At 72.4% G+C, this 22,741-nt stretch carries 17 protein-coding genes, 1 tRNA gene and 2 pseudogenes; 10 read left to right on the top strand and 10 right to left on the bottom strand.

Features of this window, described 5'->3' with window-relative positions:
* Positions 1-13: 13 nt before the first annotated feature.
* Positions 14-1,396 (bottom strand): NAD(P)/FAD-dependent oxidoreductase, encoded by a 1,383-nt coding sequence (locus tag ACWFQ8_RS05265; RefSeq protein WP_453784825.1) that lies wholly within the window; start codon positions 1,394-1,396, stop codon positions 14-16.
* A gap of 137 nt (positions 1,397-1,533) precedes the next feature.
* Here ACWFQ8_RS05265 and ACWFQ8_RS05260 point away from each other — a divergent pair, with 137 nt between their 5' ends.
* Both ACWFQ8_RS05260 and ACWFQ8_RS05255 read left to right on the top strand, forming a co-directional pair.
* Complete coding sequence (locus ACWFQ8_RS05260; protein ID WP_453784824.1) at positions 1,534-2,160, top strand: helix-turn-helix domain-containing protein; 627 nt, start codon at positions 1,534-1,536, stop codon at positions 2,158-2,160.
* Positions 2,157-2,702, top strand: a complete 546-nt coding sequence (locus ACWFQ8_RS05255; RefSeq protein WP_453784823.1) for a nucleotide triphosphate diphosphatase NUDT15 — start codon at positions 2,157-2,159, stop codon at positions 2,700-2,702. The genes ACWFQ8_RS05260 and ACWFQ8_RS05255 overlap by 4 nt, the downstream gene beginning before the upstream one ends.
* A 117-nt stretch (positions 2,703-2,819) precedes the next feature.
* On the opposite strand, the gene ACWFQ8_RS05250 is transcribed toward ACWFQ8_RS05255, so the two are convergent.
* The 4 genes from ACWFQ8_RS05250 to ACWFQ8_RS05235 form a co-directional block, all read right to left on the bottom strand.
* Positions 2,820-3,482, bottom strand: a complete 663-nt coding sequence (locus ACWFQ8_RS05250) for a GOLPH3/VPS74 family protein (protein WP_453784822.1) — start codon at positions 3,480-3,482, stop codon at positions 2,820-2,822.
* Between the two features lie 154 nt (positions 3,483-3,636).
* Complete coding sequence (locus tag ACWFQ8_RS05245) at positions 3,637-5,733, bottom strand: MDR family MFS transporter (RefSeq protein WP_453784883.1); 2,097 nt, start codon at positions 5,731-5,733, stop codon at positions 3,637-3,639.
* A 62-nt stretch (positions 5,734-5,795) separates the two neighbouring features.
* On the bottom strand, positions 5,796-7,145 hold the full coding sequence (locus ACWFQ8_RS05240) for a 6-phospho-beta-glucosidase (protein ID WP_453784821.1): 1,350 nt from the start codon (positions 7,143-7,145) through the stop codon (positions 5,796-5,798).
* A 206-nt stretch (positions 7,146-7,351) separates the two neighbouring features.
* Positions 7,352-8,221: a helix-turn-helix domain-containing protein gene (locus ACWFQ8_RS05235; protein WP_453784820.1), complete on the bottom strand. Its 870-nt coding sequence runs from the start codon at positions 8,219-8,221 to the stop codon at positions 7,352-7,354.
* Positions 8,222-8,557: 336 nt separating this feature from the next.
* On the opposite strand from ACWFQ8_RS05235, the gene ACWFQ8_RS05230 reads away from it, so the two are divergent.
* The 3 genes from ACWFQ8_RS05230 to ACWFQ8_RS05220 all read left to right on the top strand — a co-directional run bounded on the left by ACWFQ8_RS05230 (position 8,558) and on the right by ACWFQ8_RS05220 (position 11,044).
* Entirely contained in the window at positions 8,558-9,226 is a 669-nt protein-coding gene (locus tag ACWFQ8_RS05230; protein ID WP_453784819.1) for a helix-turn-helix domain-containing protein, read from the top strand.
* Between the two features lie 64 nt (positions 9,227-9,290).
* Complete coding sequence (locus tag ACWFQ8_RS05225) at positions 9,291-9,848, top strand: toxin-antitoxin system, toxin component (protein WP_453784818.1); 558 nt, start codon at positions 9,291-9,293, stop codon at positions 9,846-9,848.
* The gene (locus ACWFQ8_RS05220; protein ID WP_453784817.1) at positions 9,845-11,044 is read left to right on the top strand and encodes an MAB_1171c family putative transporter; all 1,200 of its coding nucleotides are present in this window, start codon (positions 9,845-9,847) and stop codon (positions 11,042-11,044) included. The genes ACWFQ8_RS05225 and ACWFQ8_RS05220 overlap by 4 nt, the downstream gene beginning before the upstream one ends.
* A gap of 9 nt (positions 11,045-11,053) precedes the next feature.
* On the opposite strand, the gene ACWFQ8_RS05215 is transcribed toward ACWFQ8_RS05220, so the two are convergent.
* The 3 genes from ACWFQ8_RS05215 to metG form a co-directional block, all read right to left on the bottom strand.
* Entirely contained in the window at positions 11,054-11,833 is a 780-nt protein-coding gene (locus tag ACWFQ8_RS05215; RefSeq protein ID WP_453784816.1) for a bestrophin-like domain, read from the bottom strand.
* A gap of 76 nt (positions 11,834-11,909) precedes the next feature.
* Positions 11,910-12,506 (bottom strand): hypothetical protein, encoded by a 597-nt coding sequence (locus ACWFQ8_RS05210; RefSeq protein WP_453784815.1) that lies wholly within the window; start codon positions 12,504-12,506, stop codon positions 11,910-11,912.
* A 313-nt stretch (positions 12,507-12,819) separates the two neighbouring features.
* On the bottom strand, positions 12,820-14,535 hold the full coding sequence (gene metG / locus ACWFQ8_RS05205; protein WP_453784814.1) for a methionine--tRNA ligase: 1,716 nt from the start codon (positions 14,533-14,535) through the stop codon (positions 12,820-12,822).
* A gap of 592 nt (positions 14,536-15,127) precedes the next feature.
* Between metG and ACWFQ8_RS05200 the strand changes: the two genes are divergently transcribed.
* Both ACWFQ8_RS05200 and ACWFQ8_RS05195 read left to right on the top strand, forming a co-directional pair.
* Positions 15,128-15,649 (top strand): sigma factor-like helix-turn-helix DNA-binding protein, encoded by a 522-nt coding sequence (locus tag ACWFQ8_RS05200; protein ID WP_453784813.1) that lies wholly within the window; start codon positions 15,128-15,130, stop codon positions 15,647-15,649.
* Positions 15,650-16,476: 827 nt separating this feature from the next.
* Positions 16,477-17,175: pseudogene (locus ACWFQ8_RS05195) on the top strand (IclR family transcriptional regulator domain-containing protein); the annotation flags it as partial.
* Between the two features lie 546 nt (positions 17,176-17,721).
* Here the strand turns inward: ACWFQ8_RS05195 and ACWFQ8_RS05190 are convergent.
* A complete protein-coding gene (locus ACWFQ8_RS05190) occupies positions 17,722-19,533 on the bottom strand; it encodes an outer membrane protein assembly factor BamB family protein (RefSeq protein WP_453784812.1) in 1,812 nt (603 codons plus the stop codon).
* Positions 19,534-19,589: 56 nt separating this feature from the next.
* On the opposite strand from ACWFQ8_RS05190, the gene ACWFQ8_RS05185 reads away from it, so the two are divergent.
* The 3 genes and pseudogenes from ACWFQ8_RS05185 to ACWFQ8_RS05175 form a co-directional block, all read left to right on the top strand.
* On the top strand, positions 19,590-19,931 hold the full coding sequence (locus tag ACWFQ8_RS05185; protein WP_453784811.1) for a hypothetical protein: 342 nt from the start codon (positions 19,590-19,592) through the stop codon (positions 19,929-19,931).
* 991 nt (positions 19,932-20,922) lie between these two features.
* Positions 20,923-21,621 (top strand): CDP-diacylglycerol diphosphatase, encoded by a 699-nt coding sequence (locus ACWFQ8_RS05180; RefSeq protein WP_453784810.1) that lies wholly within the window; start codon positions 20,923-20,925, stop codon positions 21,619-21,621.
* A gap of 404 nt (positions 21,622-22,025) precedes the next feature.
* A pseudogene (locus ACWFQ8_RS05175) lies at positions 22,026-22,154 on the top strand (DUF6879 family protein); the annotation flags it as partial.
* Between the two features lie 244 nt (positions 22,155-22,398).
* On the opposite strand, the gene ACWFQ8_RS05170 reads toward ACWFQ8_RS05175, so the two are convergent.
* Positions 22,399-22,486 (bottom strand) — tRNA-Leu (locus ACWFQ8_RS05170).
* Positions 22,487-22,741: the final 255 nt, after the last annotated feature.

The raw sequence follows: 22,741 nt of genomic DNA, 5'->3' as shown, positions 1-22,741 counted from the left end.
GCGCGTCCCCGCCTCACCCCGAGGTCAGCTTCTCCCACTCCTCCCGGTCCGGCCCGACCGCGTTCGGCGCGTAGTCCGGCCGGGCCGCGAGCCAGCGCGCCACCCTCTGCCTGATCGCCGGGTCGGCGTACGCCCGCTGCGGCTGCTCCGCCAGGTGGCGGACCCTGGCCCGCGCGCGCATCACCTCCGGGTCCTCCAGCGCACAGTCGAACAGCGCGGCCACCTCCCGGGCGGTCCCGGTCCGGGCGGCCCGGGTCGCGAACCGCTCCCCGATGGCCGCGTCGGCGACGACCTGGAAGTCGAACCACGGTTTCAGGGTGCGCACCGCCCAGGCGTGGTGGTCGGCGGCGTACCGCTCCGATCCCGGGTCCCGGTGCGCCGTGCGCGCCACCCTGCTCGCGGCCCACAGCGCGAGGGACGCGCCCTGGCCCAGGGTGGGGTTGGTGTGGGTGATCGCGTCCCCGACGGGCACCAGCCCGGTCACCACCGGGCCCCGCTCGTCGGCCAGAGCGCTCCAGCGGTTGTCCGCGCACGCGGCGGCCAGTACCCCGGACAGCGGCTCGGCGCCCGGGCCCAGCCAGGCCGCGCCGGGCGGGAAGGCCCGGGCGGCGGACTCGAAGGCCGCCGGATCGCGCAGCGCGGAGCGCGTGGTGTCCGTCGTGTGCACGAACAGGGTCACGGCGAACACCCGGTTGTCGGCCGGGAAGACCGCGCACCCCGCGAAGGCTCCGCCGGCCACGGCCCACGGCCGGCGCGGGCCTTCGTCCACCCCCTCGGGCAGCCGGTACCAGCGGCAGAAGTACGCGATCCCCGTGCGGTGCCGTTCCACGACGGCGGGCCGGCAGCCCGCGGCGGCCAGCCAGCGCTCGGTACCCCCGCGCCGCCCGCTCGCGTCCACGACGAGGTCGCCCGCGTGGGTGCCGGCGTCCGTGGACACTCCCGTCACCCGGATCCCGGGAACGGTGGTGAGCCCGGTGACCGCTTGCCCGTACCGCGCGACGACACCCGGTTCGGCACGCACGGCGGTGACGAGGGCGCTCTCCAGCACGATGCGCCGGGCCTGGAGCATCACGAGGTCCTCGTCGCCGGGGCGCGCGGGCGGGCGTACGTCGAACCAGTCCAGCTCGTGCCGCTCTCGCGCGCCGAGCCGGATCATCTCCCGGTGGACGTCGGGCAGTTCGCGCCGCAGCACGTTGCGCGCGGCCCCGAGGAGCGCGTGCGGCTGGTTCGCCTGCGGGACGGCCGGTCGCCGCCAGCCGAAGGAGTCCCGGTCGAGCGCGGTGCCCGGGGCCCGGGTGTCGCGCTCGAACAACTCGGCGGTGTGTCCCCGCCGTGCCGCGAGCAGCGCCGTGGCCAGGCCTCCGACACCCCCGCCGATGACCAGCACGTGTGCCATGTGCGCCCCCTGAGCCGATGAACGGTACGACGATCAGACCGCACAGAGCCTGCACGAGCCGGCCATGTCCGAAACCCGCACAGATGTCCGAGGGTTCCGTTTGACAGAACGCCTTGCCGAAGCGGCACATTGGTTCCATGACCACCGAGGAACGGGACGAGGAGCTCGCCGGCGTGCTCACCGCCGTGGGGCCCCGCTTGCGCGCCCTGCGCCAGCAGCGCGGCATCACGCTGGCGCAGCTCGGCGAGACCACCGGAATCTCCCTCTCCACCCTCTCCCGGCTGGAGTCGGGGCAGCGCCGGCCGACGCTTGAGCTGCTGCTGCCCCTGGCCAAGGCCCACCGGGTCCCGCTGGACGAGCTGGTCGGCGCCCCGGAGACCGGGGACCCCCGGATCCGCCCCCGCCCCCTCGTCCGCAACGGCAGCACCTACATCCCGCTGACCCGCGACCTCGGCGGAGTGCGCGCCTTCAAGCAGATCCTGCCGCCCGTCGAGAGCCCACCCGCCGAGCCGGAACTGAAGGTGCACGAGGGCTACGAGTGGCTGTACGTGCTCTCAGGTCAGGTCAGGCTCCTGCTCGGAGAGCACGACCTCGTCCTCGGCCCCGGCGAGGCGGCCGAGTTCGACACGCGCACCCCGCACGCCTTCTTCAACGCGGGCGCGTACCCGGCCGAGTTCCTCAGCCTGTTCGGGCCGCAGGGCGAACGGATCCACGTGCGGGCCCGGACCACCCCCACCGCCACCCCACCGGAAGGACGGACATGACGGACCCCGACGAGTGCCGGGCACCCGCCACGCGACCCGAGCGCCCGGAGCGCGCGGCCCCGCAGCCCAACGCCGTGGTCGGCGTCGGGCTGGTCGTCGTCGGGCCGGACGGCCGGGTGCTGCTGGGGCAGGCCCACGACGGCCGCTGGGAACTCCCAGGCGGCAAGGTCGACCCCGGGGAGGGCTTCGAGCAGGCCGCCGCCCGCGAGCTCGCCGAGGAGACGGACCTGCGGACGGCGCCCGGGACCATCCGGATCCTTGCCGTCCAGATCGACGCGAGGTCCGGGGTGACCCGCCTGACGGCGGCCGCCGTCACCACCGCGGCGCAGGGCGTCCCCAAGGTCACCGAACCCCACAAGATCGTGCGCTGGCAGTGGTTCGCCCCGTCCGATCTCCCCTCGGCGCTCTACGCGCCCTCGGCAGCCGTCCTGCGCACCTGGCGCCCGGACCTCTTGGCCCCGGCGCACGCGCCCGCGTACGACTACCCCGCCACGAACGGGTTCGGGCCGGCGCCCGACGGCCCAGGACCCGCGCACCTGTGAGCGTGGTGCGGAGGCCGGTGCCCCACGGCCGGAGCACGCCTCCCCCGATTGGCCGTATCCGTACCCCGCGTCGACGCCGCCCCTCGGTCGCGCCCGCACCCCTGCGGGTCACTGCACCTAGAGCACCGCCCCGGCCGCCGTCACCAGGGTGACCGCGACCATCGCCGCCTGCATGTCCCTGATCGCCGCGCGGACCTGCTCTGACGCCCAGTGGCCGGCGGCCGTCTCCGCCAGCCTCGGCGCCACCTGCCGGCGGGGCAGGTCGGGGAACGCGAGCCGGTGCAGCCGGGCGGAGTGGATCAGGGCGATCAGGCCGGCCGTGCGCGTGTCCGGCTCGGCCCCGTCCAGGACGACGGCGGCCAGCCGTGCGCGCAGGGCGCGTTCGTACGAACCGTCCGTCTCGGGGTGCCGCCGCACCGGCACCACCCCCAGCACCCGGCGCTGTTCCTCGGTGACCAGCCCGCGTCCGCGCAGGCTCTCCAGCACGGCGCCGACGGACGGGGTCCGGTCCTTCGTCAGCCAGTCCGTGACCCGGCGCTTGTCGCGGCCCCGCAACCAGGCCTCGATGAGCCGGACGCGGCCGTCGAGCAGCGGATCGCCCGTGGGCGCGGTGTCCGCCGGAGCGAGGTACTGGCCCGTCACCGACACCCGCCCGGCCAGGACCAGTTCGAGCAGGAGGCCTCCGGCCACCGCCCAACTGACCGACTGGCGCTCCCGTACCGCCCCCGACGCGTCGTCCAGGGACAGCAGCATGATCTCCTCGGCCAGCGTGATCCTCATGAGCGGTACCCCCGTAGCTCGTGCGCCTCGCAGAGGAGGACGTCCCGGAGCCACGGAAAGTTCCGCCGCCTCCTTGCGCCCCTTACCTCCGGCCACGACCCCGGCACCCCCGCGCGCAGCCCCGGCCTGCCCCTGCGCGCCGCCGCGCTGTGCGCTACCCCCGCGCCCCCACCCTCGGCGCGAAGTTCCCCTCGCCCAGGTCCTCCGCCAGCAGCCGCTTCGCGATCGCGTCGGCCGCCGCCCGCAGTTCCGCGCTCCGCGGCCGGCCCCGGTCCTTCTCCAGTCGACTCCCGAGCCAGTCCGCCCAGGCCGCCGAGATCACGTCGGCCTCCCGCTGCCCGCCCGCGGTGAGCGTGAAGAAGCTGCCCGTGCGGGTGAGGTAGCCCTCCTCGACCATCCGGTCGAAGGCCGGCAGCAGCACCTCGGGCGGCAGGTGCCGCCGGCCCGCGACGAGTCCCAGACTGGCGTGGCCCACGGTCCGGGTCAGCAGCTCCACCTGCATCACGGTCCAGGCGCCGGCCATGTCCAACCGGGTGTCGGAGCCCTCGACGATGGCCCGCGCCTCCCGCGCCCCCATGTTCCGTACGAGCTTGCCGACCGCCAGCTCCAGCAGCTTGGCCGAGTTCCCCGAGGCCGTCGCGGGCGAGGCGAAACCGTCGCCCATGTCCGTCGAGCCCGCCCGGGCGCTGTCGCGGAGCTTGACCTGCTTGAGGAAGAGCGCGACCACGAAGCCGAACACCGCCACCGGCACGGTCCACAGGAACACCGTCTGCAGCGCCTGCGCGTATGCCGCGATCACCGGGGCCGCCTGCGCCGGGTCCAGCCCGTGCACGCCCTGCGGGCTGGACGCGGCCGCGCCCAGCTGCGCCGGATCGGCTCCGGTGGCCCGGGCCGCCTCGGCCACCGCCGCCTCCAGGCCGGGGCCCAGGCTGTTGGCGTAGATGGTGCCGAAGACGGCGGTCCCGAAGGCGCTGCCGAGCGTACGGAAGAAGGTGACGCCGGAGGTCGCCGTGCCGAGGTCGGCGTAGTCCACGGTGTTCTGCACGGCGATGGTCAGGACCTGCATGCACAGTCCGATGCCGGTGCCCAGCACGAACATGTAGAGCGATTCCAGCCAGGTGCTGGTCCCCGGCCCCATCAGCGACAGCAGGTACAGCCCGACGCCCATCACCGCGCAGCCCACGATGGGGAAGATCCGGTAGCGGCCGGTCTTGCTGGTGACGTTGCCGCTGAAGACGGAGGCGATCAGCAGGCCGACGACCATCGGCAGCGTCCGCACGCCCGACACGGTGGCCGAGTCCCCGTCCACGTACTGGAGGTAGGTCGGCAGGAAGGTCATCGCGCCGAGCATCGCGAAGCCGACGACGAAGCTCAGGACGGAGCAGACCGAGAAGACCGGATTCAGGAAGAGCCGCATGGGGAGCATCGGTTCGGCGGCCCGGACCTCGGCGAGGCAGAACAGCCCCAGGGCCAGGACCCCGACCGCGAACAGGCCGATGATCACCGGGGAGGCCCAGGGGTACTCGTTGCCGCCCCAGCTCGTGGCCAGGATCAGGGCGCTCGACCCGACGGCGACCAGCGCGATACCGAGGTAGTCGATCACGGTCTTCCCCGCGGCCCGGACCGAGGGGATCGTGCGCGCGGCGGCGACCACCACCAGGATGGCGATCGGCACGTTGACGTAGAAGCACCAGCGCCAGCTCAAGGAGTCGGTGAACAGGCCTCCCAGCAGCGGCCCGATGATGGTGGCGACACCGAACACGGCTCCGATCGCACCCTGGTACTTGCCCCGTTCGCGCAGCGGCACCACGTCGGCGATCAGGGCCATCGCGGTGACCATCAGGCCGCCGGCGCCGATGCCCTGGACGCCCCGCCACAGGATGAGGAGGGTCATGTTGCTCGCGAACCCGCACAGGAACGAGCCGCTGATGAAGATGATCGCCGAGAGCTGGAAGATGAACTTCCGGCCGAAGACGTCACCGAACTTGCCGACCAGCACCGTCGCGACGGTCTCCGCGAGCAGGTAGGAGGTCACCACCCACGACATGTGGTCGCCGCCGCCGAGGTCGGCCACGATCGTGGGCAGGGCGGTGCCCACGATCGTCTGGTCGAGGGCGGCCAGCAGCACGCCCAGCATGATCGTCGCGAAGATGACGTTGCGCCGCCGACGGTCGAGCACGGGCGGCGCCGGGGCCGTGGCGGGGGCAGTGGTCACACCTGGAACCCTCACAGCTCCCCCGTCCGGCCGCATGCCCGACGGGCCCGTACGGGTGATCGCCCGCCCGCGCCGAGGAGGGCCGCGGACGGGCCGCATCAGCGCAGGTAGCCCAGCCCCGGGTGGACGGCCGCGTACCCGTCGAGCAGGCGCCGGGCCACTCCCACCGAGTCCACCAGGGGGTGCAGCGCGAAGGCCTTCACGGCGTCCGCCCGCGAACCGCTCGCCGAGGCCGCCAGGACCTCGCGCTCCACGGCCTTGACCGACGTGACCAGCCCGACCGCGTGCAGCGGCAACGGGGCCACGCCCACCGGATGGGCGCCGTTCGCGTCGACCAGGCAGGGCACCTCGATGACCGCCTCGGGGTCGAGTACGGACAGCGTGGAGCGGTTGCGGACGTTGAGGATCAACGTGGCCCGCTCGTCCCGGGCGATGGCCCGCATCAGGGCGAGGGCGACCTTCTCGTAGCCACCGGACTCCAGGTCGCTCTCCTCGCGCCCCCCGGCGCCCGCCGCCTCGCGGTTCTCCGCCATGTACGTGGCCTCGCGCTCGGCGCGGGTGCGGTCCCAGGCGGCCAGGGCCGCGCCGACGGGCCGGCCGGGCCGGCCCGCCTCGGCGTAGAAGCCGCGCTGCTGGTCGCGCAGGAAGGCGCCGCGGGTCTGCTCGGCTTCCTGGTACGCGCGGACGGTGTCGCGGTTGAAGTAGTAGTAGTGCAGGTACTCGTTCGGGACCGCGCCGAGCGAGCGCAGCCACTGCGCGCCGAAGAGCCGGCCCTCCTCGAAGGACTCCAGCGCCGCGGCGTCGGCCAGCAACCGGGGCAGTTCGTCGCGGCCGCCGATGTGCAGTCCGCGGACCCAGCCCAGGTGGTTGAGGCCCACGTAGTCGATCCAGGCCTCCTCGGGCCGGGCTCCCAGCAGCCGGGCGAGGCGCCGGCCGAGTCCCACGGGTGAGTCGCAGATGCCGATCACCCGGTCCCCCAGCCGCTCGGCCATGGCCTCGGTGACCAGCCCGGCCGGGTTGGTGAAGTTGATGACCCACGCCTGGGGGGCGATACGGGCGATGCGCGCCGCGATCTCCCGGGCCACGGGGACGGTCCGCAGGCCGTACGCGATGCCGCCCGCGCCCACCGTCTCCTGCCCCAGCACCCCTTCAGCCAGGGCGACCCGCTCGTCCGCGGCGCGCCCGTCCAGGCCGCCGACGCGGATGGCGGAGAAGACGAAATCGGCGCCGCGCAGGGCTTCGTCGAGGTCCCCGGTGGCCGTCACGGCCGGGGCGTCCGCCACGGCGGCGGCCTGGTCCGAGAGCACCCGGGTCATGGCGGCGAGCCGGCCGGCGTCCTCGTCGTAGAGGGTCACCCGGGAGACCCGGCCCTCCGCGTGGTCGCCGAGCAGTGCTCCGTACACGAGCGGTACCCGGAAGCCGCCCCCGCCGAGGATCGTCAGCCGCACGCCCTACCGCCTTTCGCCAGTGCCGCACCACGCCGCGGTACGGGTGCGCCGCTGCGCGGGCCGGAGTGTGCCGCACGCCACGCGCCGCATGCCACGATCCGTGACATCGACGGCTCGTGACGCGGTCCGCGGCGGCCGCGCTCCGCCGCACCCGGCGGCGCTCCCGGCCGCGCGCGCGGCCGGGGGGACCAGTGTCCCCCGTCCGGTCAGTCCCCGAGCGAGGGCACGGCGCGCAGTCGGGCCCCGTGCTGCTGCACGGCCCCGCCGTCCCGGGCGGGTCCCACCGGCCCGCCCTGCGCGGCGGTGAGGATCAGCGTGATCCGGGTCAGCCCCATCGCGTCGAGCATCCGACTGGTTTCGGCCACCATCCGGCAGCGCGTCTGCCCCCACCGCGCGTCGGGGTGGCGCACGGTGCGCACCGCCCCGTCCCGCTCGGCGGCCTCGGCCCCGTGGGTGCCCAGCCAGTGCGGCACCCCGTACCGGTAGGCGGCCTCCATGAACGGGTCGCGGGCCACCTCCTGCCGGATGCTGCGCAGTCCCTCGTCGTCCGGGGCGCCGGCCAGCGCGGTCGCGAACTGGGCCAGCAGCGGGACGCACCAGGCCGGTTCGTGATCCTCCAGTACGCCCGCCGCGTCCGGGTGGAACAGCACGAAGCGCAGGAAGTTGTCGTCCGGCAGGGCCGTCGGGTGCGGCCGGACGGACAGGAAGAGCTGGTCGAAGGCCGAGTTGGTGAGCGCGACGTCCCAGCGGTGGTCCACCAGGAAGCTCGGGTACGGCGTGGATTCCATGAGGGCCGCGTAGTCGCACAGGTAGTCGCGCTGGGCGGGGTCCGCGGGGAGCCGGCTCTCCTCCGCCGCGCGCCACGTGGGCGGCGGGTCGCGGTCGACCATGATGCGGAACAGCCAGCAGCACTGGCGTTCGCTCATCTCCAGGGCCTCGGCCAGGGCGAGCAGTTTGCGGTCCGTCCATTCCTTGACCAGGCCGCGCTCCCAGTTTCCGTACGCGCGCACGCTGATGCGCAGCCGAGCGGCGACATCCTCCTGACTCAGGCCCAGTTCCTCGCGGCGCTGGCGCAAAATCTCCTTGCGTCGTTCCGACCGCACGACACCGCGTGCGGATTCTTCGCCCGCCAGGCGGTCCTCACCGGCTCGGGCGAGGCCATCGGACGGGCCCACCGCTGCGAGATGTGGCACCGAGAGCTCCCCCTCCTCACGGTCTGGATCTTCAATTTCCGTGTGGCGATCCTGCTACCGACTTCATTCGAGTGTCAACTATTGTGGCAATTCCGGCCTGTTGACAGCTCATTCCCGCCACAGCTGTGGCACGTTATAGCCCTCCGGGTGGAGAACGGCTAGATTCCAGAAGCCGACCACGTGCTCGTACCGACATCGCGCGATCTAGGAGAACCACTGGTGACAGAAGGCTTCCCGGCTCCCGTCGCGGTGGCCCACGCACCCCTGGCCGCCACCGTCGCACGGGTCGCCGAACTCGCGGGCAAGATGGGTCGCGACCTGAACCAGGTCTTCGACCTGCGGCGACTGTCCGAGGCGTCCGGTGTGCCCGCGGACGTGGTCCGGACCCTGCTCGACGGCAGGCAGGCGGGTGAACCGGACCTGCAGACCCGGTTCCTCCAGCGCCTCGACCTGCTCCGGCGCACGCGCGTCAAACCCAACGGCCGCCGCTACACGCAGCAGGAGATCGCGGACGGCGCCGGCATGTCCCGGCAGCAGGCCGGAGCCCTGATCAACGGCGACCGCCGACCCACCATGGAGCACTGCGACGCGATCCAGCGCTTCTTCGGCGTGCACGCGGGATTCCTCACCGCCCACGACGCGGACGCCCTCACCGACGCCCTCCAACGGACCGAGCAGCAACTGCTGCAGGATTTCGCCGGGCGCGCACGGGAGACCGTACCCGTCCCGGCCGCCTCGGCGGGCGATCCGCTGGCACGACTCCTCCAGAACCACGGCGTACGGGGAATCGCCTGGCGCGCCGCCCAACTCCCCAGCGACAAACACCGGGACAAGGTGACGGAATGGCTGGACATGCTCCTCGAAAGCGTTAAACCGAACGAATCCTGACCCAGTCGAAATTCTGGGTCTGTTCCTTGAGTCCTGATCCGGATCCGCGCCGACGGGGAGAACGGTGAGCATAGGCAGAGAGCAGCGGCGGTTGTGCGGGGAGCTGGTGGCCGGCATCCGGCTGACCGCCCCCGTGGCACCCGTGGACCTCTACGCCGCCCTCTGCGACGGCATGAGCAGGCACCGGGGCCGTCCCGTGGAGTTCCGGATGGCCTCGTTCCCGCCCGGCACGGCCAGCGGGCTGTGGCTCGACATGGCGGACCGCGACCTCGTGGTCATCGAGGACCGCACCGCGCCGGACCACCAGCTGGTGATCCTGGGCCACGAGCTGTGGCACATGAAGGCCGGCCACTGCAGCCACCACGTCGACGGCGCCGCCGTCGCGGCCCGGCTGCTGACCGACCAGGCCGACATCGGCGAGACGGTCCGCCGGGTCGCCGCGCGCACCCGCGCCGACGTGCAGGAGGAGACCGAGGCGGAGACCTTCGGCCTGCTGCTCGGCAGCAGGTGCCGGAACTGGCTGGCCGGATCGTCGAGCCACCGCGCCCCGGCGCAGCGTGACCAGTTGGCGGGCCGCATCGAGGCCTCGCTCGGATACCGGGGGCACAGGAACGACCGTTGAACGGCGAGGACTACTACATACCGGCAGCGGCGATGGCCGTCAGCCTGGCCTTCAAACTGCCCGCGCTGCGCACCAACTGGCGCGATCCGCTGCTGCGTTCGGTCTGCGCGCTGCTGGCCCTGGCCGGAGCGGTCTTCGCCTTCGCCGCGCCGCCCACCATCCTGGCGGTCAACCGCTGGACCGGGATCGCGAACTTCTCGGCCCCGCTCGTGTACTGCCTGATCACCGCCTTCAGCGCCTCCTGCCTGGTCCTGGTCGTCAACTGGCGCGGCGGGCCGCCCGAACGCACCCGGCGCGTCTCCCGGCGCTGGATCCTGGGCTACGGCGCGGTGATCGTGGCCCTGGTCGTGCTCTTCCTCCTGGGTGACGCCCCGGTGGAGCGGCTGCGGGACTTCGACACGTACTACGCGAACACCCCGTACATGCGGCAGATGATCGCCCTGTACCTGGGCGCGCACCACGTGGCCGCGGTCGTGATGGTGGCGATGTGCTGGCGCTGGTCGCTCCAGGTGCGCGGCTGGCTCCGGGTCGGCCTGGTGATCATCGTGTCGGGCTACGTGTTCAACCTCAGCTACGACGCCACCAAGATCTCGGCGGTCGTCGCCCGCTGGCTGGGCCACGACCTCGACGTCCTGAGCACCTCCGTCGCCCCGCCGCTGGCCGCCGTGGGCGCGCTGATCAGCGCGATGGGGTTCGTGGTCCCGCTCGTCTGCCAGCGGCTGTCGGACAACTGGCACATCTGGGGGACGTACCGCCGACTGGGCACGCTCTGGCAGGAGGTGCGGATCGCCGCGCCCGGGGCCGCGGCCGGCGTCCGGATGTCCTGGTGGTCGGCCGCCGAGCTGCGGGTGATCCAGCGGGAGTCGGACATCCACGACGGGTTCCTGCACCTGTGCCCGTACTTCGACCGCAGCCGCCACGACGACGCCTACGCGCGGGCCGTCGCGTCGGGGGACGACGAGGAGACCGCGCGCGCGGTCGCCGACGCGGCCATGGTCGTGGCCGCCGTACGGGCCCGCTCGGCCGACCCCGAGGGCAAGGTCATCGGGGAGGGCGAGAACGGCTCGGACGGCGCGCTCCCCACCACCGACGGGCCGCGCGACCTGCTGCGGATCTCACACGCGCTGCGGCACTCGCCGGTGGTGCAGGCGGACCGCCGGCGGGCGGCGGCCCCGGCGGGCCACGGGCCGCCGTAGGGCGGAGTCTCAGCGGGCGGCCGCCGACACCGCGAGCCTCGGGAACAGGTCCTGGAACGGTCCGGCGGAATCGGTCCCGTCCCGCCCGTAGGGCGCGTCGAAGCTCCACACCATGAACAGCAGGAAGACGATCAGCGCGCTGAACAGCCCCGCCAGCAGCAGCTCCCGCCCGGACTTGCGGATCTGCAAGGTGAAGATCAGCCCGACCGTGACCACTCCGCCGACCAGCAGCCCGAACCACACCACGCCCGGCAGGGTGGACTCGTCGCTCTGGGTCCGTGAGTGGCGGGCGTCGTCGGCGGCCGCGATGTGGTCCAGCAGCGGCTGGTAGGCCTGCGCCTGGAGCTCCGTCGCCGGACTCTGGTGGGTGACGTCGCTGCGCAGCTTGCCGAGCAGCTGGGCGCCCTGGGCCGAAGCGGTCTCGCCGGAGGTCAGCAGCGGCCAGTCCACGGCGACGGTGTGCGAGACGTACGCGTCCACCTCGCCGCGGATGCGGTCGCGGACGGGCACCGGGTAGACGTCGGCGCGCTGGGTGACCTCGTACAGCGCCTGCGCCTCGCGCCGGACGCTGTCCTCGGCCGCGCCGCGGGCCTCCCAGACTCCCGCGATGGCCAGGCCCAGCACGATCGCGTAGACCACGCCCACCATCATCGTCATGTACTCGATGACGTCGGGGGTTTCGCTGGTGTCCTCGTCGTCGGCGGCCCGGCGGTGCCGGATCGCGGTGATGGCGAGGACGACGGCGCAGACGAGCGCCATGGCGATGGCCAGGACCAGCCATTCGGACACGTGGATTCTCCCGGTGTGGATCGTGCGGAGCGTACGGATGGGGCGGTCGGTGCCCGCGAGGGGGGCGGGGCGGTGGTCAGCCGCGCCCCTTGGAGCGGGGGCGCAGGGCGGCCGCCGCGAGGACGGCCGGGGTGGTGATGACGGCCATGAGCATCACGGTGGACAGGCCGTCCGGGCCGCGCCGCTCCAGGGCCACCGCGCGGTACGGGCGCACCCGGAAGGCGCTGGCGCGCACGAGCGCCGCCGCGGCCGGCGGCGGGGCCGCGACGGCCGCGGGCTCCGGGCCGGGCGCGGGTGCGGCGTCCGGCGCGGGTGCGGCGTCCGGGCCGGGCGGCTTCGGGTCGTCGGGAGCGGCCTTCGCGACGGGCGCGGGCGGGTCGGACGGCCCCGGCGACCGCGGCGGGGCGGGGACCGGGGCGAGCGGTGGTACCTCGATCCGCCCCGGGTGCAGCACGGTCGGCCGGTCGGCCCCTGGCACGGTCACCCGTACGGAGGGCCGCCCCGACGGCACGGGGGGACGTACCGAGGGCGGCCTGACGACGGGCCGTCCCGGGCTGCCGCCCGGGACGCAGACGTCGACCCGGGCGCCGTCGCCCGCGACCGCCACGTGGCCGTGCAGCGGGCAGAGCGCCGCCACCAGGCCCGCACCGGCGAAGTACCGCCATGAGGTCACCGCGCGTCCTCCCGATTCCGCAGCACTTGTGAGGGTTACGGCTGAAGAAACGATCACGGGGCCGGTTCGACACGCGGCAGACAGGTCAAGATCCCTGGCCGAGGGGCCACTTCAAGCCAGGGGGGTGCGGACCGGACCGTGAGCGACCGGCCCGCCCCCGACGCTCCGCCCTGCCCGCCATCCGGTCGGCCCCGTCCACCGCGGCGCCCGCGGGTACCCGCCCGGTGATCGGTGGACCGGTCGCCGCCGCCCGGACACGCCGGAGGGGCGCGACCCCTCGCGGGTCGCGCCCCTCGGTGGCGGTTCGGGAGGGTCAGGCCTCCGGGGTACCGCCGAAGCGCTCGCGGTAGGACTCCAGATCCTCATCGGTGATCTTCGCGAAGAGCACCGGCGGCACGGTGAACGGCGTGCCGGCCGGCACCGCGTCCAGTGCCTTGGCCTGCTCCGGGGTCACCCAGGTCGCGGTGTCCCCGGCGAGCGTGAACGCGGAGCGCATGGCGCGCGCCGAGGCCGGGATGAACGGCTCGGACACCACGGAGTACAGGTGGATGAGGTTCATCGCGGTGCGCAGGGTGAGCGCCGCGCCCTCGGGATCGGTCTTGATCTCCAACCAGGGGGCCTTCTCCTCCAGGTAGGAATTTCCGGCCGACCACAGGGCGCGCAGCGCGGCCGCGGCCTTGCGGTACTGGAGGGTGTCCATGTGGCCCTCGTACTCGGCGAGCAGCTCGGCGATCTGCTCGCCCAGCTTGGCCTCCACCTCCCCGGCGGCGTTGCCCGCGGGCACGTCGTCGCCGAAGCGCTTGCGGGAGAAGGACAGCACGCGGTTGACGAAGTTGCCGAGGGTGTCGGCGAGGTCCTTGTTGACCGTGGCGGTGAAGTGCTCCCACGTGAAGGACGAGTCGTCGGACTCGGGCGCGTTGGCGATGAGGAAGTAGCGCCAGTAGTCGGCCGGGAGGATCTCCAGCGCCTGGTCGGTGAAGACGCCGCGCTTCTGCGAGGTGGAGAACTTGCCGCCGTAGTAGGTCAGCCAGTTGAAGGCCTTGACGTAGTCGACCATCTTCCAGGGCTCGCGGACGCCCAGCTCGGTGGCCGGGAACATCACGGTATGGAAGGGGACATTGTCCTTGGCCATGAACTGGGTGTACCGGACGTCCTCGGCCTCGTACCACCACGACTTGTAGTCGCGGTTCGCCGGGTCCGCGTCCGCCCACTCCTTCGTCGAGGCGATGTACTCGATCGGCGCGTCGAACCAGACGTAGAAGACCTTGCCCTCGGCGGCCAGTTCGGGCCAGGTGTCGGCCGGGACGGGAACGCCCCAGTCGAGGTCGCGGGTGATGGCGCGGTCGTGCAGGCCCTCGGTCAGCCACTTGCGGGCGATGGAGGACGCGAGCTGCGGCCACTCCTCCTCGTGCTCCGCGACCCAGGCCTCGACCTCGTGCTGGAGCGCGGACTGGAGGAGGAACAGGTGCTTGGTCTCGCGGACCTCCAGCTCGGTGGAGCCGGAGATGGCCGAGCGGGGCTCGATCAGGTCCGTGGGGTCCAGGACGCGGGTGCAGTTCTCGCACTGGTCGCCGCGGGCCTTGTCGTAGCCGCAGTGCGGGCAGGTGCCCTCGACGTAGCGGTCCGGCAGGAAGCGGCCGTCGGCGGGCGAGTAGACCTGCCGGATCGCGCGCTCCTCGATGAAGCCGTTCTCCTGGAGTCGGCGCGCGAAGTGCTGGGTGATCTCGGCGTTCTGCACCGAGGAGCTGCGGCCGAAGTAGTCGAAGGACAGCTCGAAGCCGTCGTAGACCGCCTTCTGGGCGTCGTGGGCCTGCGCGCAGAACTCGGCGACCGAGATGCCGGCTTCCTTCGCGGCGAGTTCGGCGGGGGTGCCGTGCTCGTCGGTGGCGCAGATGTAGAGGACGTCGTGGCCGCGCTGGCGGAGGTACCGGGAGTACACATCCGCCGGAAGCATCGACCCGACCATGTTGCCCAGGTGCTTGATCCCGTTGATGTACGGAAGCGCGCTGGTGATCAGGTGTCGAGCCATCCTCGGATGCTCCATTTCATATATGCGGTACAGCATGACGTGACGGTCTGTGAGTGCGGTTCATCGTATCGAACCGCCGAAAGGCCACGCGCCGCATTTGTTCGGGGGTGGCGTAACGCAAAAGCGAGGGCAGTGACCTCTCCGTCACGGCCCTCGCGATGGGCCCATGCTACAGCCGGACGACGGGGCCCCCGACCGGCGTCCGGGAGCCGGACTCCGTGTGTCCGGGGACCGGACGCCCCGGGTCCGGCGCGGGAGTGGGAGCCGGAGTCGGGACTCGGAGCCGGATCGCCGCGATGGGACCGCATCCGGCGAACGAGTGAATCGCGGGATGGTCACACGCGGTGCGCGCGCCCATGAGGGGGGCATATGCGTATGCGCTGGTTGAACCCCGGCCCGGTCGACATCGATCACAGGTCGGTCATCACCGACCGTAATCCTTACAGGTTTCCTCTCTACGCCCTCTGAGTGCGCCCGCGCTGCTTTCCTGTTCTGCGCGCACAGGGGATGAGGTGGAACGGTGAGCGATGGTGGTCCGGAGGAGTCCGGTGGAGCCGTGGGACTGCCGAGTCGGCGCCGGCGGCCGACGCCCATGAGTCAGTGGGATCCGACGGCGCGCCTGTCGTACTGGGCCTTCCACGCCAATCGGAGGCCCGCGTACATGCGCTTCGCGTACCTGCAGCTCGGTTCCGACGCGGCCGCCGAGGAAGCGGTGGACGCCGCCTTCGACTCGATCATGAACCAGTGGCTGCGGATGCTGCACATGGACCGCCTGGACGCCTACGCCTGGACCGTCCTCAAACTCTGCCTGGTGGACCGTCAGCACCGGCGCAGCCCGTGGCCCGAACCCATGGACATCAGCGCCTTCGAAGCCGCGCTCAAGGAGGCCCACGCCGACCGCTACGAGGTGCTGACCGACACCATCCGCTTCTACTCCGCCGTGTCCCGGCTCGTCGAGCGGCAACGCGACGCGGTGCTGCTGCGGTACGGGCTCCAGTGCACCCCCGGCGAGGCCGCGGCCGTGATGGGCGTCGACGAGGCGACCATCCGCTCGCAGCTGGGCCAGGCCCACCGCCGCCTCGCCCGTCTGCTCGACACGTCCGCCGAATCATGAGGCGGTACGAGGGGCACGAGCGGCGGGAGGACGACGGCACCTCCCGCTCCCTGGCCGAGTTCCTGGCCCGCGCGGTCGTCCGCGACCGCTATCCGCACTACGACCTCGGCGCGGCCGAGGCGCGGCTGCTGCGCGCGACGCGGCACTCGCCCCTGCCCGGGCACCGCACCCGGCGCCGCGCCGCCCACGGCTGGAGCGACCCCGCGCGGGAGTGCCCCCTCGACGCGGAACGGGCCCGGCGCGACCTCAAGGCCGCCTGCCTGGCCGCCGTGTGCGCGCCGAAGGCCGGGGACCAGCTCGACTCCTTCGTCTCGGACGGGCGCACCGACCTGGCCGGCGCGGCCGTCTTCGGCTGTCTGCTCCACCTCGCCGGGCTGCGCGAGGGCGCCCGGTTCTGGTGGCAGTTCGCCGCCGGTTCGGGCAGCCCCCGGACCTCCTCGGCCGCGTACTGCCTCTTCCTCGACCACTCCCGGCGCGGTGAGCACCACGACGCCCGGTTCTGGGCGCGCGAGCTGGGACGCCGCGGATTCCGGCCGAGCGGGCGCCGGGACTTCCGGGAGGTGCGGCTGTGCGCGCAGGCCGCCGTCCTGCGCTTCGTGGACCAGTTCGACGATCCCGATCTGGGCCCGGTGCCGCTGCCCCGGCCGGGACTGCCCGCGGTGGTCGCGGGGTTCCTGCCGCCACCGCCCGTCACCGTACGGGTGGCTCCGCCCGCAGGGCCCCGGCCGGCCGCGGGCCCGCTGCGCCACCCGGCGCTCACGGCGGCCGCCCGCCGTACCTCCGTCCAGGCCGGCACCGGTGCCGCGCTCGCGCAGGCGCGCCGCGCGCTGTCCGTCGTACGGGTCCTGGAGCGGCACCCGCTGGGCGTACGGGCCGGCCAGCTCGGCCGGGAGACCGGGCTGAGCGAGGCCGCGCTGCGCCCGCTGCTGGCCATGCTGTGCGAGGAGGGGTACGCGTACCGCCCGGGCGCGGGCGTGTTCGCGCGCGGGCCGGCCCTCGACCGGCTCGCCGCACCCGGCGGGCAGGGCCTGGCGCGGCAGCTCCAGCGCACGCTGGCGCTGGCACGGGACAGCGCGGGCGCCGCCGTGTACCTGAGCCGGTACGCGGAGGGCGAGGTCCGGATCACGCAGATGGCGGACGGTCCGGCGACACCCCCGGTGCGGGAGTGGGTGGACTTCCGGGCGGCCGCCCACGCGAGCGCGGTGGGCAAGTGCCTGCTGACCCAGCTCGACCACGACGGCCGCGCCGACCACGTGGCGCGACACCGGCCCGCGCGGCTCACTGCGCAGACCATCACCGACAGTCGGGCCCTGTTCACCGCCTTGGACGCGGTGGCCCCCGGCGCTCCGGTGTTCGACCTGCTGGAGTACTCGCCCGGGGTCGTCTGCGCGGCGGTCCCGATCACGATCGGCGACGCGGCCGGGAGCCTCGCGCTGTCCCTCCCGGTGGCCCACGCCCACCGGCTCCGGTCGGCGACCGAGGCCCTGCGCCGCAAGGCGGTACCGGTCCTCCTCGCGCTCCTCCTGACGGGGGCGATCCCCCCGCACGCCCCGCCCCCGGAGCCGGCGCGGGACCTCGGTCGCCGACCGGACCCCGACCCCGCGCCGCGGCGCCCGCAGCCGCAGATCCCCCTCACGCCGGAGACGCTGCGGTACCTGCGCCGCCTGTTCCGCACCCGCCTGACGGGTGCGACCCCCTCCCCCGGCGGCCCCCACCTGGTCAGCGACACCACGTCCGCCGCCGCCTACCTCTTCGACGCCGTCCCGGAATCCGACCCCCCCTGCCTGTCGCTCCCCCACACCTTCACCCCGGTCACACCGGGCACGCTGACCACCCCGAGCGGCCTGGTGGTCCTGCGCACCTGAGCCGACCGGACGCGGCCGGCACGCGCGACCCGCGGGCCGACCCCCGGAAACGCGGAAGAACCCCACCGAAGGGCGGATGGGCTCCGCACTCCAAAGTCCTGGCCGGCTACCTCGAAGTGGTGGACCAGTGGGAGGACAACGCCCTGCTCGGCGTGCTGTGACCGGGGCTGTCGCACCGAACGGGCCCCAGACGTCCGGTCGCTCCGGTCACGAGGCGCCGGCCTGACCGCTAGCGGCGTCCAGTGCGTACACCTTCCTGTCGTGGCTGCCGATGTAGACGGTGCCGTCCACGACCGCCGGCGACGACGAGACATGGCTGCCGGTGGTGTGTGTCCAGCGGGGGGCGCCGGTCGCCGCGTCCAACGCGTACAGGTTCCTGTCCCAACTGCCGATGTAGACGGTGCCGTCCACGACCGTCGGCGACGACGAGACCACGCCGCCGGTGGTGTGTGTCCAGCGGGGGGTGCCGGTCGCCGCGTCCAACGCGTACAGGTTCCTGTCCCAACTGCCGATGTAGACGGTGCCGTCCGCGACCGTCGGCGACGACGTGACCACGCCGCCGGTGGTGTGTGTCCAGCGGGGGGTGCCGGTGGCCGCGTCCAGCGCGTACACCTTGCTGTCGCAACTGCCGATGTAGACGGTGCCGTCCACGACCGTCGGCGACGACTCGACCCGGCCGCCGGTGGTGTGTGTCCAGCGGGAGGCGCCGGTGGCCGCGTCCAGCGCGTACACCCTCCTGTCCCAACTGCCGATGTAGACGGTGCCGTCCACGACCGCCGGCGACGACTCGACCCGGCCGCCGGTGGTGTGTGTCCAGCGGGGGGTGCCGGTGGCCGCGTCCAGCGCGTGCACCTTCCTGTCGCTGCTGCCGACGTAGACGGTGCCGTCCACGACCACTGGCGACGAATCGACCCCGGAGCCAGTGGAGATAGACGTCCAGATGCTGCCGGTGGTGTGTGTCCAGCGGCAGTGCCCGGTGGCCGCGTCCAGCGCGTACACCTTCCTGTCGTTGCTGCCGATGTAGGCGATGCCGTCCACCACCGTCGGCGACGACCACACCCAGCCGCCGGTGGGGTATGTCCAGGGCTGGTTGGAGGGCGTCGCCAGGGTGGGCCGGGCAGGTGGGGGCCGGAGGCCGCCGGGGACGACGGCGGTGTCGGCAAGCCGGTGGCTGGGCCCTGCCCGCAGAGCCGGGGGTGGTCCGGGGGGCGGGGACGAGGGTGGGTGGCTGAGGCGGTTACGGACCTCGGCGGCACTGGCGGGCCGGTCGCCCGGTTCCTTGGCAAGAAGCTCGGCCAGCAGCGTGTCGAGGTGGGGCGGCAGGCCGGGGCGGTGGCTGGAGGGCGGTGCGGGCGGGGTGTTTGCATGGGCGTACATCAGGGCGAGGGCGTCGAGGTCACCGAACGGGGTGCGGCCGGTCAGCAGCTCGTACAACACGCAGCCCAGCGAGTACAGGTCCCCGCGGGTGTCGCCGACCTTGCCCCGGAGCCGCTCGGGCGGCATGTAGGCGGCCGTGCCGACGACGCGGCTGGCGACGGTCCGGGTGGAGATGTAGCGGGCGATTCCGAAGTCGAGGATCTTCACGCTGCCCGCCGGGGTGAGCATCAGGTTGGCAGGCTTGAGGTCACGGTGCAGGATCCGAGCGGTGTGCGCGGCGTGCAGCGCGTCGGCGGCTTGCGCGGTCCACGCCAGGACGTCCGCGACCGGCGGCAGGCCGTCTTTCAGCACAACGCCCAGGTTCCGGCCGGGAACGTTCTCCATTACCAGGTAGAGCGTGCCGTCGCCGTCCCGTCCGAGATCGTGGACGGTGACGATCCCCGGATGGCTCAGCGCCCCCGCCGTGCGGGCCTCTCGGAAGAACAGCTCCTCACCCTCGGTCGTTTCGAGATGCGCCTGGAGCAATTTCACCGCCACGGAACGCTCCATCATGCCGTCGCGGGCCGCCCACACCTCCCCCATCCCGCCCCGGCCCAGCAACCGCTCCAACTCATACCTGCCCGCGATCACCCGCTGCGCCACCGGCTCCCCCGCCTTCCAAGAACTGCGCGCATTCTCCCGTACAGGCCCCTGACGAGATGGCGATTCCACAGTGCTCACCATCGGCCGGTCACGGCGACGACTCGGACGGATTCGCCTACCGCCGCCCGCACAACCGGTGGGGAACCGTCCTGAAAGGCGGACTCGTCGCCGAGACCGTCGGCGACGTCCTCACCCGCATCGGCGCCCGCGCCGAGCTTGACATCCGGCCCACCGGCCAAAGCCTCCGCCGCGGACTCGTCACCGAGTCCGCCCGCGCCGGCAACCCCGACGCGGTCATGGAACGCCAAGGCGGATGGGCCAACGGCTCCAAGAGCATGCGCGGCTACCGCGAGGCCGACGACGGGTTCAAGGAGAACGCCCTGCACGGCGTGCTCTGAGACGGGAATGCGCCACGGCTGAAACCGTTCTGCCCCCGGGCGCAGCGCCGCGGCGCCGGTACTGCTCAGCCCGCTGCAAGGCGGCCTGGTTCCGGCAATACCGCCGTTACGGCCGCGGACCGGACCTCATCGCCTCCCACACGATCGGGACGGGGCCCGAGGTGTCCGACGTGTGGCCGCCGTCTGGCTTCCGGCTATTTCACTCGCTCTGACCAGGTGTTTTGTTCTGGGCGATGCCGTACAGCGGCGTGGCGGGAACGCGACCGGGCGCGTGCGGCCGGGCTGGCGGTGTGACGGCTACACGATCCGGTCGTGCACCCCGCCGAGGGCCGGACCGGAGGAGGGCAAGGCCGGGGCCGGGCCGGCAGGGGGATCTGTCACCGATGCGCGGGGCTCCGCCCCACACCCCGGCCACCAGTCCCAATGTCGGGTCGTCGAGCTGGCGCCGGGCTTCCAGGGACCGGCGTGTCCGGGTGGCGTAGCCCTGGTCGGGCTCGGCCGTGTCGATATCGGCCTGCTGGACCCACGGCGGACTGTTGATGAGACTCCTTGAAAACGGCCAGAGGTGCTCCTCCTCCTCACTTGTTCCGGTTTGGGGCGTCTGGGGAAGGTGGGGAGCATGAGCGTGTTTGAGGGGCTGAAAGTGCCGCTGAGATTGATCATGGTCCGGTTGGCGTTGGGGTGAGCGGGTCGTCCGGCCGCCGGATGCGGACTCGGCGGGGGCGGGGGATGTCGTCGGCGTCCTGGAGGTCGGCGAAGTCGGCGTCCGCCTGCGCGACGGCTTTGGGGTACGTCTGAGCCTTGTGGTGTTCGGCGAGGTGAGCCGCGAGGTGAGGAGACCAGGCGGCTGGGACGTTCGGCGGCGTCACAGCTGCACCTGCGGGTGATTGGCTCACCTGACTGGTTATCTGTTCAATATCGGGGGGATTCCTGAACTCAGCCGATCCTGCACACAGGCTCTCGGACGACTCCAAAGGGGCGGAGGCATGCCATGTCCACGGATAATCAGGAGAACGCTCCCAGCGCCGATCCTTTCGGTGACGACTGCGGCAGCCAGACGGACGACGGACACCTCTGGAAGGAAATCCAGGCGTGCGTCCTGAAACAGCCCGGACCCTGCCTGGAAGTGGAAAGCCGTTGGGGCGTGATGGCGGGCCGTAAGGGAAGCACGACGGACTTTCAACTGGTTCCGACGGAGCGCCTCAAAGGGATCGAATGCTCCAGGATCTGGGCCGGCGGCGCTACCGACTACTGGTCTGCCGCGCAAGGCAGGATCCCCCACTACTTCAGTCAACCAGCTGCGGCCGGACTGGGCATCAACTCCAAACAGGCCCGCAGACAGGACCAGTTGCACATCCACATGTCCCATTGCGCCGCCCAGGCGTTGCGCGACCTCGAAGGATATGAGAAGCAGCAGAAGATCACTGCGGACGTGACGAAGTGGAAGAATGCGGTGCTTCCGGTGACGGGCTTCGCATCGGAGACCCGAAACTACCGGGTGATGAAGTCCCCGAACCTCAGCGGCAACCTCTTCTACTCCCTCAGGCATCACGTGGTCGGGGACGACAGCCGGATGCAGTATCAGACGATGATCGTGCTTCCGGCGAAGTACGGCTTCTACATCCTGAACAGTGAGAGCGACCTCCCCAGCGGCACCAACACCTGCAACCACCTCCTCGACTGCGCCTGAGCCCCCGCCCCGTATGGGGCATCGCCGAGGTAAGCCCAAAAAGAACCATGGGGTGATCTTGCGGTCTTACCGGGCAGGTAGAAGAACCGCTCCAGCTCCGGGCGCGTGGGCACCTGGGAGAGCGTCCCGCACGCCTCGGCCTGCTCATCAGTCAGAAACTCCACCGGCACGAGGCGGACCGCAGCCAGCGCCAACAGCCGCCCGGCGACCGTAGAGGCGCCGCGGGCTCAGGCCAGTCGAACTGGATCTCCTCACCCGGCGGATGCGCGATGATCGCCACGTCACGGCCCCGCGTCGACTGGCATGGATCGCAGTGCGGCCGTGCGTCGTATCCCTCGTGGAGATCCCCGTCGAGCTGATCAAGAAGGCCTTTACTGATGCCCTCGTCCAGCAGCTTCGCCTAGCTGTTCGAGCGCTTCCCGTACGAAGCAGTCCGCCTGGAGACTCCGGACGACTACAGCCGCTCGGGGAACACAGACGCCTACCGGGCGTTCCAGGCCGGCCAGCAGCAGCCGGAGGGCTACAACGCCGACTGAGTGGCAGAGCTGCGCGCACACAGGGGTCTCAGCGAAGGTCCGGCACCACTCGCCGGGCTGCACCATGGCCCGGTACGGGCATGCACGTAAGGATGGAGCGCGGAAGCTCGCCGCTCCGGAGCGGGCCGACCCGGCCTGTCATCCTTGGGCTGACCTGGGGAATCGTTGGGCCGTTGGTCGCGTGGCGGGTCACGCCACAGCCCTGGAAAGCAAAAAACCCCACATGAAGTGGGGTCCCAGCTGGTGTCCGAGGGGGGACTTGAACCCCCACGCCCGATAAAGGGCACTAGCACCTCAAGCTAGCGCGTCTGCCATTCCGCCACCCGGACCAGGTGGTCGGCCCCGGTTTCCCGCGGCGACATGGACAACCATAGCAAAGGATCGGCGGGCTTCCGACCAGTTATCGAGGCGGTCGGTGCCCGCCACGCCGTGCTGACCTGCGCGCATACCTCGGCGGGGGGGGGGGGGCGGGGGGGGGGGGGGGGGGCGCGGGGGGGGGGGGCGGGGGGGGGCGGGGGCGGCGGTTTATATGGCCGGGGAATTTCGGTTTGGGCCCGTCTCGGCACGGGGGGGACCGGGCGGGG

The organism is Streptomyces sp. NPDC055254 (assembly GCF_053606025.1).
The sequence above is the reverse complement of the archived record's forward strand: the minus strand, read 5'-3'. Positions and strand labels throughout refer to the sequence as shown.

Excerpts from the sequence above, each read along its gene's own strand:
- ACWFQ8_RS05265 (WP_453784825.1), bottom strand. The coding sequence starts at position 1,396 with ATGGCACACGTGCTGGTCATCGGCGGGGGTGTCGGAGGCCTGGCCACG.
- ACWFQ8_RS05260 (WP_453784824.1), top strand. The coding sequence starts at position 1,534 with ATGACCACCGAGGAACGGGACGAGGAGCTCGCCGGCGTGCTCACCGCC.
- ACWFQ8_RS05255 (WP_453784823.1), top strand. The coding sequence starts at position 2,157 with ATGACGGACCCCGACGAGTGCCGGGCACCCGCCACGCGACCCGAGCGC.
- ACWFQ8_RS05250 (WP_453784822.1), bottom strand. The coding sequence starts at position 3,482 with ATGAGGATCACGCTGGCCGAGGAGATCATGCTGCTGTCCCTGGACGAC.
- ACWFQ8_RS05245 (WP_453784883.1), bottom strand. The coding sequence starts at position 5,733 with ATGCGGCCGGACGGGGGAGCTGTGAGGGTTCCAGGTGTGACCACTGCC.
- metG (WP_453784814.1), bottom strand. The coding sequence starts at position 14,535 with ATGGCTCGACACCTGATCACCAGCGCGCTTCCGTACATCAACGGGATC.
- ACWFQ8_RS05200 (WP_453784813.1), top strand. The coding sequence starts at position 15,128 with ATGAGTCAGTGGGATCCGACGGCGCGCCTGTCGTACTGGGCCTTCCAC.
- ACWFQ8_RS05185 (WP_453784811.1), top strand. The coding sequence starts at position 19,590 with ATGGCGATTCCACAGTGCTCACCATCGGCCGGTCACGGCGACGACTCG.
- ACWFQ8_RS05180 (WP_453784810.1), top strand. The coding sequence starts at position 20,923 with ATGTCCACGGATAATCAGGAGAACGCTCCCAGCGCCGATCCTTTCGGT.